Genomic DNA, 16,457 nt, shown 5'->3' with positions numbered 1-16,457 from the left:
CCTTTTATCTTTTGAAGTGTCGTCAAGCGCGCCTTCGTCGCTTTTATTTTTCTTTTAACGGCGTTGATTTGTTCTTTTTTATTACGCATGTACACGTTCTTCAATTCTTTTTGCGCAGATAGAAGCGCCCGTCCTTGTTGAACAGCACTGGTCGCATAATAATCATTTAATCCGTAACGTTGTTTCAATTGTTGATGGATGGAGACGGAATTTTTCGCTTTCACGCCCCTAAGCTCCCGGACCTCCGCTTGATAGCGAAAATGTTTGGCTTGATTAAACACCCGAAGGGTGTGATCCATGGACATAACAAAGTTTGCATCGATTTTATGCTTATATAAGCGATTTGAAAAAATGGCCTTCATGCCCATGATACCCACCCCCCCTTTGTTTTGTGACGGTCACTGTTAGTGCTTTAATTATACCATGCGGAATATATGTTTGTCACTTCAAAAATATTCAAAACAAGCGATTCATCACCCACCTAGTGCTAACACACTTGAGGAAGGTGTCTTCTCGCCTTAAAACGATAAAGTATTTTTAAGCTTCCTCTGTTAAGTCAATCCAATAATGTTCAATCATTGCTCCTTCATGCATAAAGCTTTGAGAAAGTTGCCCTTGATTATTCTTAATGGTTTTAGCTGAGGCGATATTGTCCTGATCACAAGTAATAAGGACACGCGGAATGCGTAATGTCTTACACTTTTCAAGTGCTAACCCGAGCATCTCTGTCGCATAACCCATCTGTCGCTTTGAAGCTCTCACACTATAACCGATGTGACCACCGGATGTTTTTAAAACATCATTTAGTCTATGTCTAATGTTCACCATGCCAATTAAATGATGGGTATCGACTGTGACCGCAAGATAGGTTGTGGCCGGTACTCGGTCATTTGTCAGTTCTTCTTCCAAATGACTATTCTGAATATCTTTTAACCACGCTTCAAAAGATTCCATGTGCGAAAGCCCAGCTGTTCCATGCATCACGTCATTATGTTGTTCAAATTCTTTTCTGTAATCTAAACAAGCTGCTTTGTATTCTGCTGTAGGTAACACCAATCTTAATCGTTCCATGACAATTATCCAACCCCTTATCGTTTCACCGTATATTAATATGTTTTTGATTATACACGAAAACAACACCTTTAACAGCTTAAAGTGACACTGCGTAAAGGTGTTGAGCTCTTCGTTAAACATAGAGGATAAGACACATTCACTTATAAGTCATGAATCGCCATTCTTTCGACCATCTGGTGATGTTTCTTTTTGTTTCGTATAACGATATAGATCACGAGTAGGAACAACGTCGGAAAGCTAGATACCACCATCACTGGAAGTAAATCTGTCAGCATAGTACTCGTTACTTCTCCCACTTTCGTAACAATACCATCCTGATTGGTCGTTTGATCGGAGCTAACCGAATAATAAGCAGCAATACTAAGCGTCACCGATAATGATAACAATAGGGAAATCAGTGGTAAAATTAATCCCGGCCATTTACTATCCTTCTTTGATAAGACAATTTGAAACCAAATTACCCCGCCAACAATACCAAGTAAGACACCTACATATACTAAACTCATAAGTAATGCGATAATCATTCGGCAGCTTCCTCTCTCATTTGTTTTTTATACGCTTGGATCAATATTTTTGCCGTATCAAAATCTATTTTATCATCTACTGCTAATCGCTTTATGAGCGAGACATAAGGTTCATTCGTTTCCCGGTCATTGATATGAATCTTGTCGATTAACTTATCTAAGCGCAAACGTACAGTTGGATAGGTCACATCATATACTTTGGCCATTTCTTTTAACGACCCTGACGATAGCACAAATTTTTTGATAAACGTTATGTCTTCCTCTTCTAAATTTTTCATCCACTCAGGCACAATGTCAATCGGCACAATCTCACCCCTTACTTTAATAATATTAATGATAACATTTAATTTTATTAAAGTAAATATTTATTATTGTTAATTCATTTTGATCATGACTATTATTTTTTTCCTGTCTGCTTAAAAAGTAAACATCCTTTTCACTTAGATAACTGATACTCTAAATGAAAAGGATGCTAGGATGATTATTTTCGTCGTCGTTTATTTAAATGACACGATGTGAATGACGCTGTTCATTCATTGATTTTAAACTGTTCAATCAATTTTTTAAGTTCTACCGCTAGTTCAGCGAGGCTTAAGCTTGAACGTGAGATTTCTTCCATCGAAGACGTCTGTTGCTCGGTTGCGGCTGAAACTTCTTCTGTGGCGGCTGAATTTTCTTCGGCAATGGCTGAGAGATTTTCTAATGATGAGACAATCTCTTCTTTAATTTCTGCCATCTGCTTTCCTGTGTCATTTAAAGAATCCACTGCGTCATTTGAGGTGACCATGGCTGTTTCAATTTGTTCATATTTAGCCTGTGTGAGTTGCACGCTAGCTAGTTGTTCTTCAATCGCTCTTGATACGTCTGCCATGACTTTAACTGAACTTTCCGCATTTGTTTGGAGTTCTTTTACGATGGCATCAATCGAAGCTGTAGACTCGGTTGATTGTTCAGCGAGCTTACGAATCTCCTCAGCGACGACGGAGAATCCTTTACCTGCTTCACCGGCTCGTGCAGCTTCAATCGCCGCATTGAGTGCTAATAAATTCGTTTGATCGGCAATATTAGCAATCACACTACTCGCTTCACTAATGCGGTGTGAGCTATCATTTGTACTATGAATCCCGCTTTCTACTTCTTTTGTTGCTTTAGATGTTTTGTCAGACAGCATCGCTAAACGCTTAATTTCCGTCATACCTTCTTCAACGGCCCTATGCACTTTCTTAAAGGCCACATTCAAACGATTCACAACGACTTGTTCTTGTTCAACAATCTCGCCAAGTTGATGCGCTTTTTCAGATCCCGCTTCGGTATTCTCTGCTTGATTCTCCGCACCATCGGCGATATCTTGAATGGTTGCCGCTACTTCTTCTGAAGCAGAGGCAGATTGTTCTGAGGTTGCCGTTAACTGTTCAGAAGCTGCTGAGACATTACCTGCAGAATCATTGATTTGCTGAATGACCCTGCGCATATTTTCTGTCACCGCTTGAAGGGAGGTCGCAAGTTGCCCTACTTCGTCTTTACTTTTAAGTAGGGCTGGTTCGATGTCCTGTCTTAAATCGAGTTCACCAATCTTTTCAGCTGATTGTGATACGGAGCGAATCGGCTTAGATATACGTGAACCAACAATAAAGGTTAAGATAATGGCTACTAATACTGCCGCAACCGTCATCACAATCGTTGTCAGTTGTAAATCATCAACCGATGATAAGATTTCATGCTCGTCTGCTGTCACAACAAGACTCCAACCTGTGTCACCAATATTGCTATAACCAATATACATAAGCTCATTATTAAAGGTATAGCTTCCTACTCCCGCATCAGTTGAAAGTATGTCTTCAAACTGTGTCGCTACTGTTTTTAAGGATGAATCTTCTTCCGCCAAGGTAATGGGATTAAAGAAATCACGAATCATCTCACGATCACGGTGAGCCACCACTGTGCCAGTACCATCAATCATATAAGCATAACCCTGCTCACCAAATGTAATATCTTCAACAATCACACTTAGAAAGTCAGCATCACCAACAGCAACAATGACACCAGTGACGCGGTTATTTTCCATAATAGGAACGGATGTGACCATAATTAATCGGTCACCGTCGGCCGCATTCACACTTTCAGATGGTGGCATTAATCCTCGCTCGCCGTTTAATGATTGTTGATAATAGTCACGCTCTGAGATATCAACGATATCGCCATCATCCCCGTAAGAATCAGATAAGTATAAATTTCCGTCAAGGTCGGCCATCCCAATTCGTAAATAACCTGTTTCTTGTACCCGTTCTTTAAATACAGACATGGCCGCATCAATATCTCGGGTTTCTTCTTGCACTTCCGGCAAGTTAGCTAATCCTTCTAGGTAAAGAAATTCACCTGTTATTCGACTGTCTGCTACGCGTGCCGCTTCATGTGATAAAGACAATAAACTTTCTTCTGCATCATTTTGAATGGAGTCACTTGCGCCGTTCATAATAACAAACCCTAACGCAACTAAGGCCACTGTCATAATCACAGAGAAGTAAACAACCAATTTTGTCCTAATACTTTTCATCTAGATAACGCCCCTTAATTATTTTTATATTCGCATTATACAGGAAAAAGGACGTAAAATCTCTATGTATTTTATAGGTAATAAAGGTAGTATTTCCTGATTAGTTCTACCAACTACAAACACTTAGATTTATCTTATCCTATGTCAGTAAAAACTTGTCAATATAGCCATGAAGTACTGGAGCATCGTGAAACTATGTCGTAAAAGCGTTATGTAAAACAAGTAGCGTCACCATGCGCTACTTGTTTGTATTTAGGGCTCTTTTTGTAAATATTGTTGCTAAAACACTTGATCATTGAATATAACCCGTCACATTATTCACGAGATATTTGATGGAGGAAGTGTTATTTTTCTATGAAAACATCATATTTACGTAACCAATAGTCTACTTGTGCTAAATACGCTAGCAATTGTGGTCCTTTCATTAATTGTCCAAACCACGGTTCATCAATTTCTTCTCCTTTGGTTGCGACAAGTTCTCTTATTGCCTCTTTATCAAAAAGTTCAAATAAACGCGCATCCGGATCATCCAGAATGCGTTCCATCCACTCTACTACTGCCTCTGTATATGCAGGATGATGAGTTTTGGGATAAGGACTCTTCTTCCGATATAAAATATCTTCTGGAATTAAGTCTTCAAGCGCTTTTCTTAGAATGCCTTTTTCTCTCCCTTGATAATTTTTCATTTCCCACGGAATGTTCCAAACATACTCAACTAATCGGTGATCACTAAAAGGCACACGCGCCTCAAAGCTAGCCCCCATACTCATGCGATCTTTTCGATCTAATAAGGTCGGCATAAACCAATGCATGTTTAAGTAGAACATTTCTCTCCGCTTTGTTTCTGATTCACTATCACCTGCGTATTTTGGTGTTTCGTCTATTGTCTCTTGATATCTTTTTAGCATATAGGCGTGAAGATCCAACTTTTCTTGCCATTCTTTTGTAAGTAATCGTGTACGAATATCAGCTGATCGAATCCAAGGAAATCCTTCCCGCTTTAAATCTTCTTCCCGGTAAAACCAAGGATACCCTCCAAATATCTCATCTGCACACTCTCCAGATAACGCCACCGTGACTTCATTTTTTGTTTTCTGACAAAACCACAACAATGAGCTATCAACATCAGCCATCCCCGGTAAGTCTCGATACTCGACTGCCTCTTTTAATAATGCGGCGAGTGTCTTATTATCCAATATATAAGTGTAATGCTCGGTATTGTGCGCCTCAACCATTTTCCCAATAAAATCGGCATCACTATTCGGTTGAAAAGTACTTTCTTTAAAATAATGCGCATTATCTTCATAATCAATTGAAAAGGTCGGGAGTCTTTGATTTTTATGTTTTTTTAAATAATTAGCAGCTATCGCGGTTATTGCACTTGAGTCAACGCCACCTGAGAGAAAGGTACCGATTGGAACATCTGATACAAGTTGACGTTCGACAGCATCTACTAATAACGCACGAACAGTTTGCGCTGTTTTTTCAAGGGTTTCTGTATGTGCTTGACTTTTAACATCCCAATATCTCCATGTTTTAAACCCTCTTCGGTCAAGGGTGCCAACATGGGCCGCTCGTAATTCATGAATTCCCTTGAACACACCATTTCCTGGTGTTCTCGATGGACCGAGCGCTAAAACTTCACTAACACCTTGTTGATCTAAAATCGGTTTCACTGCATCATGTGCTAATAATGCTTTGAGCTCAGACGCGAATAAAAACACACCCGCTTGTTCTGTATAAAATAACGGTTTAACCCCTAGTCGATCACGGGCCACAAAAAGCGCTTCTTTATTTGAGTCCCACACAGCGAAAGCAAAAATCCCATTGAACTTATCCACACATGTCTCTTTCCATTCGATATAGCTTTTTAACAGTACTTCTGTATCAGAATGTGAATGGAAGGTCCACCCTTTTGTTTGTAGTTCCTTTCGAATATCTTCCGTGTTATAAAGCTCTCCGTTATAAACAAGGACGTAGTCATTTCCTTCTTCCAAGCAATGCATGGGTTGTTTACCACCTGCTGGGTCAACGACGATTAATCTTTTATGACCAAATGCCACATGCTCTGAGATCCACTCTTGTTGCTCATCTGGACCACGGTGCTGCAAGGCATTGGCCATTGTTTTTATCTGACATTCTTGCTTAGTTAAATCATTGTTAAAATCAATTATACCCGCTATACCACACATAATCTAACCACCACATCTTTCCGTATATTGAAAAATAGCTGTATATCTATCTATATGATGGGATAGTAAGAATGTGCCTTTGGTTTCTTTTTTGATGTTTATAATTCGTGTATTTGAGGCGGTCATTTAATCTATGGTAAAACAAAATTAAAAAACAGCTCAATAATACTGAGCTGTTCTATAATCACATGCCAATCGCTGTCACAAAAAACAAATAGCGGCAATAATGTTGATTACAATCCAACCTGAAATGACCTGCCAAAAAAATCCGTCTTAAAAGTTCTTCTTAGTTCAGTTTGTTTGAGGTTATTGCGTTAGGATTTTCATTATCAAAACTCATATTCATACGTGCTCTTAGCTTTCAACTAACCTTTAATTTGCGTGAATGATAATGCGACTAGAAATAACTTCTTGCTTTTAATTATGATGTGACATCCGAAAAAAAGCGATAACTTCCTTTACCACTGTGTTTAATCTTATACATCATCTCATCAGCATTTTTAAGTAACGTCTCACTATCTAACCCATCATCAGAATAGACGGCGATGCCAATGGAAGAATCAACGTGACAAACGCAGTCTCCAAAACGCATGGCTTCTTTTACACGTTGATGAATTTTTCGAACGACTTTTTCTATACTATCTCGGTCATGTGTGTCTCTTAAAATAATTGTAAACTCATCGCCACCCATGCGAGCAACGGTATCTGATTTTCTGACACTTTCAGTTAAACGCTTACCAACCGTAATCAACACGTCATCACCTGCGCGGTGGCCGTATTGATCGTTAATATTTTTAAAGCCGTCTAAATCAACAAATAGTAAAGCAAATTGTTTCTGGTCTCGCTCAGTTTCTACAATCATTCTTTCGAGTCGTTCAAAAAACAACTTTCTATTTGGCAAATCTGTTAACTTATCATAATTCGCTTGTTTTTCTAGTTCGCGCTCTAATAATTTTTGCTCCGTTATATCTGTCGCTGAACCGACGATATTGATGACTGTTTTTCCTTCAAAAATAGGCGTGAGCGTGGTTTGCCAAATCCGCTTCCCTGCAGGTAAGACAAGCTCTTCTTCATAAGTTACACTTGTTTTCTTATCAACACATGTTTGATAATTTTCTGAGACGATCCGCCCTACTTCTTCACCAAGTAAATCTTCCGGCGTCTTATCTCTAATATCTTCTAATTGTAACCCTGTTTTATTTTGATGCGCCAAATTGTTTCTCACAAAGCGAAAGCGATTAGGTGAAAGAACTTTCATTAAAAACATGGCATCTTGGGTTCCATTAAATACTTTTTCATATTCTCTTGTTAATCGAAACAAATTACTTTCAACTTTTTTTAAATCCGTAATATCTGTGTGTGCCCCCAGCATCCGCTTGGCTTTTCCTGATTCATCTCTAATCGCGAGTCCACGACACCGAATCCAGACTGTTGACCCATCTTTATGCTCAAAGCGCACAATTTGATCATAGGGGTAATCGGAATTTTCGCAATGTTTATAGAAATTTTCTGTGGCTAATTTTAAATCTTCTTGATGAATGATATCTTGCCACTCAGAAGACAAGTGTTTCTTTTCTTCTGGATTATAGCCAAGTGTCTCCCAAAACTTCGGGCTCATCCATTCATTTTCAGGCTGCTCTAAATCCCAGTACCAAATGCCGTCTAACGAACCAGACTGTATAAATTCAAAAATTGCAGAATCATTTTTTACTAAATCATATAGTTCGCATTTCAAATAATTCTCTACCATACTATCAGCCTACCTTTCCATCCAAGCCCTTATTTAGTTATTTATTTTATTCACTAAATATAATGACTTGTCTCCTAAACTGAATTATATCATATGTTCTAGTCTTATTTTTCATCTGTACCGATTCATTCAACGAAAAAAGATTTACATGATTAACTTAAGTCAATGCAAAGATGATGATGTCATCTTACACTATTCTTATAAATGACTTATTCAGAAGGGGATGATTATTATGAGAACATCAAAAAATCTGCCACAAAGGGCTGCGGTCATTTCCGGTGTGGCGCTCATCATTATGGCTTTGCTTGCATTTTTCTCACATGGCTATGTACACAGTTCACTCGTTATTAGTGATGAACCACTCATTACATTAAAAAACATCCAAGCAACTCAAGCTTTATTTAGACTTGAGATCCTTGGATGGCTCCTTATTATTATTGCAGATGTGGTTGTATCATGGGGGTTTTATCAATTTCTCAAACCGTTTCATCAAGGTTACGCATTATTATCAGGATGGTTTCGATTAATCTATACGGCTATTCTCGCCTTGGCTGTCACTGAATTAATCTTGATTGACCAGGCCCTTCAAACATCTATAAAGGTGGGCCGATTAACTGAACACGTCATGTTGTCTCTTAGCACTTTCGAAGCTGTTTGGTTCTTTGGTTTAATTATTTTTGGTCTTCATCTCGTTTTAGTTGGCATCATCACTTTCAAAACTAAAAAAGTTCCCAAAGTCATCAGCATATTCATTATTTTGGCAGGCGCGAGTTACACTATTATTCACATAATGTATAGCTTCGTTCCTAGTCTAGATTCTTTCATTACATCTCTCGAACTGATCTTGATGGCACCGATGTTCATTGGAGAATTAGGTTTTGGTATCTGGTTATTAATCTCAGGGCGTAAAGTCACCATCAATTAATCGTCTAGTGTTGTTGCTTCTTTTTCTAACCGTTTTTTAATTCGACTTAGAGATTCTGGTTTAACTCCTAAGTAACTAGCGAGCTGATACTGCGGCACTCTTGTAAGTAACTCAGGTCTATTTCGAACCAGCGCCTGATAACGTTCTTCAGGTGTTGATGATAGAAAAGAAGAGAAATCAGCTCGCATAGTGCCAAAGTCTTGTTCAATCATTTTTCGTGTCATACTTTCAAGCTCGGGATGCTCATCGTAAGCTGTTTGTTCGGTGGCTAAATCCCCGCCAATGACTACTGTATCTTCTAGACATTCTAATGCGTAAGGTGAGGCTTTATCATGCCTATGCTGATTAAATATCGTCACACTTTGATTTTCAGTGTAGAAATTGGAAGTATGTTCATTCCCATGTTCATCCACAGCATACTGTCTGATGCAACCTTTTAAAATGAAATAGCACTGTTCAGGCGTATCTCCTTGACTCAAAAGAAGATCGCCTTTTTTGAACTGGTTAACAGGTATATCTTTAATCATGTCACTTAATTCTGCATCAGAATGATCAGTAAATTGTTTCATATATTCGATTAGTAGATGTTTCATTTCCGCCACCTCTTTAACTTTCATTGATTACGTTTACAGTGTAGCATAACATCTGAAGTGCGGCACATTAAATATACTCGCTTCTAGTGCACTAACATGACGTGTGTAATTGGTGTAAAATGTTTTTTAACAACCCTTTTTAAAAAGAGCTGATTCACTCAATCAGCGGTTCATATCTCTTCCCTTTTACCTTTTTCAAGCTTTTTTCTTTTAATTTCAACTAAAAGACGTAGTTTTAAAGCGACAAACAATCCAGACACACAATAGAAGACAAACATCATGGTGGTTTTATCTCGCATCATGTAGCCCATATACAAGAACAAACCACTCATACCAATGAGAAAAGAAAAGATCATCGTACGCACAACAATGGCGCCTTTCTTTGATGTTTTAGCGTACGCATAACTACCTTCGAATAAGACATCCGATACAAAGTCAAAAATAATTTCAAAGATAAATTCCATCTCACTCACCAACCTACATTATGATTTCGATCATACATCTACAGAATGATCGTTATTCAGAAGAAAACAATTCACTTAATGTTAATTCAGACACTTATCATGAGGTAATAATATAATACACGTTTAGTTACTAACTGGATTGAATAAAATTCAGCCTATCCAATACTCTTATATCCCCTCGGAATATTTCCACTCATTTAAAAATGCCTTAATCCGATCAAGTGGCATTGCCACACCTTTAATGTGTTGCCTTAAAAGATTTACATTTCCACCTAGGTTAATCGCAATAATTTCTAAATCTTCATTTAAAACGGCACTTCCGCTACTCCCTTCTGAAATAACGGCGGAGTGTTTAATAACGGGATAGTGAATATGTTCGCCCTTAAATTTAAATAATTTTTGTTTCCTACTAATTATTTTACCGGCAGAAATAACATTTCTTTCGCCTTCTGGATTACTGATTGTCGTAACAACATCACCATATCTAGGCTCCGTATCTGAAATAGGAATAACGCTACATATGTCCGCAGACTCAAAACTTATAACGGCCAAATCGTATTGTTCATTATAATATTCAATCGTGCCAGTAGAAACTTGTTCGTAATATTTAGATAGACCTGTATATTGACTGCTTTTCATGAAATCATTAATAGTATACGCATCATACGTTAAGACACGTAGTGATGCATCCCCTGACGTCGCTGCTTCAGCGATCACATGGTGAGCTGTAAGCGCAAAGTATTTATCGCCAATCCGATCAAAAATAACCCCACTACCACTCGGTGAATAGGATGCACCATCACTTTTTCTACTTTCTGTCATAATCATAATATTACCAGACAACGCTTGTTCTTGAACCTTGTCAATCAATGATTTATGATTAATTTCATTCATTTCCGCTCTGATACTCGGAAAAGCTATAACTCCCGCAAGAATCACAAGTATAATAATCCTTATTAAATGGCGCTTTTTATCTTTCGTTGTTATTTAGCTCACCTCAATATGAATTTGAGTTGTATTGTCTATCATGATAACTACGTATTCATTCGATTTTTTACATAAAATTCTATTTAATTTTAGCATATTTTGGTTTTCTGTCAATATTTTTATACATCTTACTACTTAAATTTAAATCCACTTTAATATTTGATGACATTAAAGCAACGATAAAACACGCTTGATATGGATTTTAAAAAACTACTCCTTAAAAATACCGTCACCCACCTTAAAGTTCAGCTCAGAACTTTGAGGATAATGGCGGTATATTGGATAGGTTACACTAAACTTGACAGGCTCGATTGCATGCGAGCAGAGAGATAGTCGGGTGACAATAAGCTAGCAGTGTTAATGTATGAATTTAAACTACTATGAAGCAATAGTTCTAGTGGCACACCTCAAAAAAATTGTATAGTTTTGTGTTGAGATACTAATGACTCCTGGCAGTTCAATTTTAAAAACATTCGAACCTCGCGGCGCTAACAGTTTACTGAAAGATTGATTAGTCACATTAACTAGTCAATCTGTTATGATACTTTTTTACTTATCATTTTCCCAGTGATAAAAATAAGTAAAAGGATTACTGCTATCAGCCATAAAGAAATACTCACCACAACCATATCAATGTAAATACTATTAAATATAATAGCACCGAAAATGACAGTAGCAATAAACCATATTTTTAGATACGTCAATATTTTTTTATCAGCTCTTGCTTCAAATGCTGTTTGGGTAACGTACCATATTATTATATTCGCAACAAATATAATGACGGCTACATTGATCATATCACCTAATGTTAAAACAAATACCATCTGATTTTCTTCTGAGATGACGTTAGTTATCAAGTTTTTCACTAATGCAATAACTCCTAAAATCCATAACGCATTTAAAGAAATAACCACATACTCCAGAGTCACTTCTTTTTTTGTCTTTTTCGGCATAACCTCAATGATCTCATCACAAATTTCTTTATATTGTCCACCCATTACCTTCTGAATATCATCGCCTCGCTGTTGACCATCTAAGATTAATTCAATAATATCAGCTCTCACAACTTCTTGATCGTACTCTGTTAAATCAGACCCTCGTAAATACACAATCATATTTGTATAGATGTCATTATTGCTCTTAAAAATGGCTTTCTCTCTCGTATTGTTTTTCTTTAACAATTCCTTTGTTAATTTATTCATTGTCTTCGCCTCCTAACAGTTGATTAACTGCAAGACTCATCTCCTGCCAATTGTCTTTAAACTGATTCAGATTATCAACCCCTTTGACCGTTAAACGATAATATTTACGTTTTGGTCCACTATTAGAATCTTTTAAAGTACCCTTTAAAAGTTCATTCTTTTGCAACCTTAGAATAATTGGATAAATGGTTCCTTCAGATATGGATCCGAATCCATACTCCTCTAACTGTTTCGCAATTTCATAAGCATACGTCTCCCGTTTTTGAATGATTTCTAATATGCACCCTTCTAATATGCCTTTTAACATCTGTGATGGAATCAACATAAAACCTCCCTCTGTATCTTGCAATACAATATACAACTATATTGTATTGCAAGATACAGGAGTTGTCAAATTTTTATAGCGGCATTGATTGATAACACTTGGGAATGCAATCAAGCGTGAAGAATAATGACCTTCTTGTTTCATTAAAGATATTAAACACCCTCCATTAATTATTCTTCACCTCTTAGATCCTTCAGCTTCTACATTTTTAAACAAAAAATAGCTCTACCATAAGTTCATAAATATTTAAAAATGATTCACCAATTGACAATCAACGAAAGAAACCCTGGAAACAGCACCAATAGTGCATTTCCAGGGTTAATATTCACTATATTCTTTCTAAAAGACAGAGCATCTCGACGTGTAATAGTTAGTCTATTCTACACTTTCTGAAAATCCTTGAACAAGCCTTGTTTCAACAGGTTGGCTGGCAATAACATCTTATCGAGATACACTTTCCTAGTTAGTGTATTTCTTCGAACTATACTTTTTGTCTTTCCTTTGTATTCCACCCTTGCTCTTATTCACATTGCTGCGTTTCCTTTTCTCTGTTTGCACTGCTTGAAATGTTTCCTTTGAAATAATTGCAGGATGATTATCTTCAGATAAGTATTGAACATCTCTCTTTTCTGAATCAAACAATCTCACGTTACCAATATATTTTTCATTACTCAATAAGCCATCAATCGTACACTTAGGTTATTTGTATTTTCCTGTAAATGATTTAATTCCATGATTATCTAATTGCTTCATAATGCCAAGAATACTTTTATCACCCAGATACCACTTAAAAACCTTTCGAACGTTTACCACCTCATCTTCGTTGATAATAAACTTATCATCCTCACCATGGTCATAACCATAGCACTTCCGAAAATAGCTTTGATGTGCCACTAGAGGCTTTTTGCTTAAGTCCCCATTTGATATTATCACTTCTTGATTCATTTTCAGCTTGAGCAAAAGACTCTACAAGGGAAATCATAAGTTCACTGTTGGTATCTGCTGTGTCAAGATTCCCCTGTTCAAAAATGACTCTAACACCAGAATCTTTTATTAGTTGTAATGCCTCTAACGTTTCAACTGTATCTCTGCCAAATCTATTGATACTTTTAGTGATGATCATTTCTAACTTATGTGATTGACAATCTTCTAACATTTGATTTTATCCTCTTCTAGATGTGCCCGCTTTACTAGATACAATATCCATGTAGACATCGACTAGTAGCCACTGAGAATTAGAGGCTACCAATCTAGTGAGGGCAGACACCTAAGCAGATAGGCTATTTAATTGTTTCATGTCATTTGTACTTACACGACAATAAATATCAACCCGCTTCCCTCGTTTAGCTGGTTTTGCAGGTATGAAATGTACTCTGGATTGTATGTCATAGCTTACCTACTCAAAATCAAGTTAAATTTAACTTACAAACTTATTTTCACCTTGGTTCTTTATTTGGTATACCAAGTTGGAATAGGATTCTGCATATTGTTATACCAACTCAGCACATCCTTTGCCTGATTAAGCATTGTATTTACTTCACTTTCTCCAAACGGAATAGCCCATGGTATAGATGAAAGCATATCGCTGCTTATGTATAGTGCAAGTAATTTCCAAAATTCAAGTGGTACTTGATTATCGAAATAACCGTCTATTATGCCAGAAGCAAATATAGGCGAGACCTGAGCACACCATACTATGCGATTAAATTCTTCCCACGGGTCACCAAAATCGTAACGATCGAAATCAATAATTACTATCTTATTATCTTCAATCATCATATTACCGATATGATAGTCACCATGTTGGTAAGATTGTGGCCTATTCGCTAGTAAATGCCGGTTAGATTTTATATAACCCATAATGTCTTCTGCTCCATCAAATTTAACGGGACTTTCGTTATACATCTTGACTTTACGATCTATTTTTTCATTAAAACGTTGTTCCCAATCCAGTTGATTTTCTGGCGCAGGAATAGAATGGATGACCTTAAGTATTCTACCAGCTTCAAGTCCGTAAGAATACTGTTCTGTATTTTTAAGATGAGGAATGATTTCTTCAGCGTCTTCGCCATCAACCCAAGTCTGGACATTATAAACACCCTCATCACACTTTCCAAACTCAACTGGTTTACACATAGAAACACCGAGAGCCGCTACCTGTTGCTGCATACGAAACATATCTGCACGATTAGCACTTTTTTCTTCGGGAGTAACCCTCAAAAGGTATTTAACACCATCATCTGCTGTAACACAGTATTTTTTATCGCACGACCAACCTTTATTGATCGGTTCTTTAGAAATGAAATTTAGTTGTGGCATTGTTTCTATTTCACTCTCGTAATATTGTTCCTGAAAATGTATGGCTTCTACGATTTCCGTTTGGGTAAACCTTATTCCTTCAGGTGCAGCTACAAGTTTATCTTCTACATCGTTATGACGATGAGCAATACCGATAACACGAGCCGTATATTCCTTTACGGGGTTATCTACACCAAGAAGATAAACATCTAATTCCTCGCCATCTCCACCTAAAACATCTGGAATGTATCCGTAATTGACAGGATAGATAAGATCGGCGTGGTTGGGGTGGGTGCTACCGATAGGTCGATCAATTTTAACTTTAACTGTTTTTCCAAGATAGTAATTGATAAGGGCTTTTCTTAAAGTATAAACAATAAAATCGTTCTTACCCTTCAAATATTGTTCTCTACCTTTATCAACAGGCGCCTCTGATGCAAGTGATATTTTCAAATCCTCGTACGCTTTAGCGACCGTTGGCATCTTGTTGAGATAATTTCTGAAATTGATGTAGTTTATCCATTCCATACTATCAGCTAAAACAACATGAATGAAATGCGTTTGCAGGTCGCCTGTGCCGTCATAATAGCTACCACTGGCAAAGAGAAGTTGGTCTTCTGAATTAGCATTAGGTTGATAATAAAAACCATCATGATTTAATTCTGCTTCCAATGCAAGAACATCCTTGAAATCATCTACGGCAACCGCTATATCAATTATCGGCTTGGCTTTTATTGTGAGTATAGATGTACTACCCACATGCTGAATATCTCTTGCGACAGCTTCTAAAATCTTATGCAAGCGAAAAATTGTTCTCTGAGCTTCAAGCTCCCATTCTTTTTCGTGGTTAAGTAGTTTTACTGTACCCCTTTTTAATCCAATCATTTTTCACTCTCCTCAAAAATCAATAATAATTATTCCACCACGTAGCTTAACTAACAATACAATATTTTCGGTCATGTTGATTAGCCTATTGCACAACTTAATTATTCCGACATCCAACCTACTCTCTCAACCCCACTGATTCACAAAAACATCCATTCTGCTCTGTACGGACCCTCTGACATCTAATCTGTTCTGTACGGGGTCAGTGACATCTAATCCGCTCTGTACAGGGTCAAAAGCCTCTCTTAGACTAGTTTCCGCAGAGTAAAAAATCATCGTTTTTCTAACAAAATTATTTATCACTAAAAACCCCGAAAGGCTTATATTTATCGATTTATCATCATTTTTATCAAGTCAACATACCGATTTTTGATTAGGCTATTTAATATTTAATTAATAGTTGTGAAAATAAAAATCAAGAATTGGTACTCCTTTATCTATAAGATAATTGCCTATACCTCTCTCTACATCAGATCTACTTAAATTTCCAGGTATATTTTTAAGCGGAAATAAAAGTACGAAAGATTCATCCCAGCACTTTCCTAAATGATGAACTATAATTCCAGAAGTATTGTATTTCCATCTATCTTGTATTTGGCAATAGGGAATTGCGTTAAACGGCAATTAATTTTGTATGCCACTTGCCATCACTATCTACTCATGAATTAATGACTCTTTATAACG

General features: G+C 37.1%; 15 protein-coding genes and 1 pseudogene. 1 reads left to right on the top strand and 15 read right to left on the bottom strand.

What is annotated here, in order from left to right; translation table 11 throughout:
• The 7 genes and pseudogenes from BM390_RS14360 to BM390_RS14330 all read right to left on the bottom strand — a co-directional run.
• Positions 1–368 (bottom strand): annotated as a pseudogene (locus BM390_RS14360) (hypothetical protein); the annotation flags it as partial.
• Between the two features lie 169 nt (positions 369–537).
• Entirely contained in the window at positions 538–1,071 is a 534-nt protein-coding gene (locus BM390_RS14355; RefSeq protein ID WP_089855608.1) for a GNAT family N-acetyltransferase, read from the bottom strand.
• A gap of 143 nt (positions 1,072–1,214) precedes the next feature.
• Positions 1,215–1,598, bottom strand: coding sequence for a hypothetical protein (locus tag BM390_RS14350; RefSeq protein ID WP_089855605.1), 384 nt, complete (start codon positions 1,596–1,598; stop codon positions 1,215–1,217).
• Positions 1,595–1,903 carry a DUF2089 family protein gene (locus tag BM390_RS14345; protein ID WP_089855601.1) on the bottom strand — a complete coding sequence of 103 codons (309 nt, stop codon included), beginning with the start codon at positions 1,901–1,903 and terminating at the stop codon, positions 1,595–1,597. The genes BM390_RS14350 and BM390_RS14345 overlap by 4 nt, the downstream gene beginning before the upstream one ends.
• 224 nt (positions 1,904–2,127) lie before the next feature.
• A complete protein-coding gene (locus BM390_RS14340) occupies positions 2,128–4,152 on the bottom strand; it encodes a methyl-accepting chemotaxis protein (RefSeq protein WP_089855598.1) in 2,025 nt (674 codons plus the stop codon).
• A 344-nt stretch (positions 4,153–4,496) separates the two neighbouring features.
• Positions 4,497–6,344 carry an asparagine synthase (glutamine-hydrolyzing) gene (gene asnB, locus BM390_RS14335; protein WP_089855595.1) on the bottom strand — a complete coding sequence of 616 codons (1,848 nt, stop codon included), beginning with the start codon at positions 6,342–6,344 and terminating at the stop codon, positions 4,497–4,499.
• Positions 6,345–6,765: 421 nt separating this feature from the next.
• Positions 6,766–8,094 (bottom strand): sensor domain-containing diguanylate cyclase, encoded by a 1,329-nt coding sequence (locus tag BM390_RS14330; RefSeq protein WP_089855592.1) that lies wholly within the window; start codon positions 8,092–8,094, stop codon positions 6,766–6,768.
• 232 nt (positions 8,095–8,326) lie between these two features.
• On the opposite strand from BM390_RS14330, the gene BM390_RS14325 reads away from it, so the two are divergent.
• Positions 8,327–9,019: a DUF4386 domain-containing protein gene (locus BM390_RS14325; protein ID WP_177220740.1), complete on the top strand. Its 693-nt coding sequence runs from the start codon at positions 8,327–8,329 to the stop codon at positions 9,017–9,019.
• Here BM390_RS14325 and BM390_RS14320 read toward each other — a convergent pair.
• From BM390_RS14320 to BM390_RS14290, 8 genes are all read right to left on the bottom strand, one after another.
• On the bottom strand, positions 9,016–9,612 hold the full coding sequence (locus BM390_RS14320) for a Crp/Fnr family transcriptional regulator (protein ID WP_089855585.1): 597 nt from the start codon (positions 9,610–9,612) through the stop codon (positions 9,016–9,018). The two genes, BM390_RS14325 and BM390_RS14320, sit on opposite strands and share 4 nt — an antisense overlap.
• A gap of 170 nt (positions 9,613–9,782) precedes the next feature.
• A complete protein-coding gene (locus BM390_RS14315; protein ID WP_089855583.1) occupies positions 9,783–10,076 on the bottom strand; it encodes a hypothetical protein in 294 nt (97 codons plus the stop codon).
• A 168-nt stretch (positions 10,077–10,244) separates the two neighbouring features.
• The gene (locus BM390_RS14310; RefSeq protein ID WP_143103196.1) at positions 10,245–11,015 is read right to left on the bottom strand and encodes a S1 family peptidase; all 771 of its coding nucleotides are present in this window, start codon (positions 11,013–11,015) and stop codon (positions 10,245–10,247) included.
• Positions 11,016–11,599: 584 nt separating this feature from the next.
• Complete coding sequence (locus BM390_RS14305; protein ID WP_089855576.1) at positions 11,600–12,265, bottom strand: hypothetical protein; 666 nt, start codon at positions 12,263–12,265, stop codon at positions 11,600–11,602.
• Positions 12,258–12,584, bottom strand: coding sequence for a PadR family transcriptional regulator (locus tag BM390_RS14300; RefSeq protein ID WP_197274834.1), 327 nt, complete (start codon positions 12,582–12,584; stop codon positions 12,258–12,260). The genes BM390_RS14305 and BM390_RS14300 overlap by 8 nt, the downstream gene beginning before the upstream one ends.
• A 465-nt stretch (positions 12,585–13,049) precedes the next feature.
• Positions 13,050–13,277, bottom strand: a complete 228-nt coding sequence (locus tag BM390_RS15850) for a recombinase family protein (RefSeq protein ID WP_439895612.1) — start codon at positions 13,275–13,277, stop codon at positions 13,050–13,052.
• A gap of 166 nt (positions 13,278–13,443) precedes the next feature.
• Complete coding sequence (locus tag BM390_RS15660; protein ID WP_218161165.1) at positions 13,444–13,746, bottom strand: recombinase family protein; 303 nt, start codon at positions 13,744–13,746, stop codon at positions 13,444–13,446.
• Between the two features lie 293 nt (positions 13,747–14,039).
• The gene (locus BM390_RS14290; RefSeq protein ID WP_089855573.1) at positions 14,040–15,773 is read right to left on the bottom strand and encodes a GrpB family protein; all 1,734 of its coding nucleotides are present in this window, start codon (positions 15,771–15,773) and stop codon (positions 14,040–14,042) included.
• Positions 15,774–16,457 lie beyond the last annotated feature (684 nt).

It is taken from the genome of Halolactibacillus miurensis, assembly GCF_900116255.1.
GTDB classification, from domain to species: Bacteria; Bacillota; Bacilli; order Bacillales; family Amphibacillaceae; genus Halolactibacillus; species Halolactibacillus miurensis.
The sequence above is the reverse complement of the archived record's forward strand: the minus strand, read 5'-3'. Positions and strand labels throughout refer to the sequence as shown.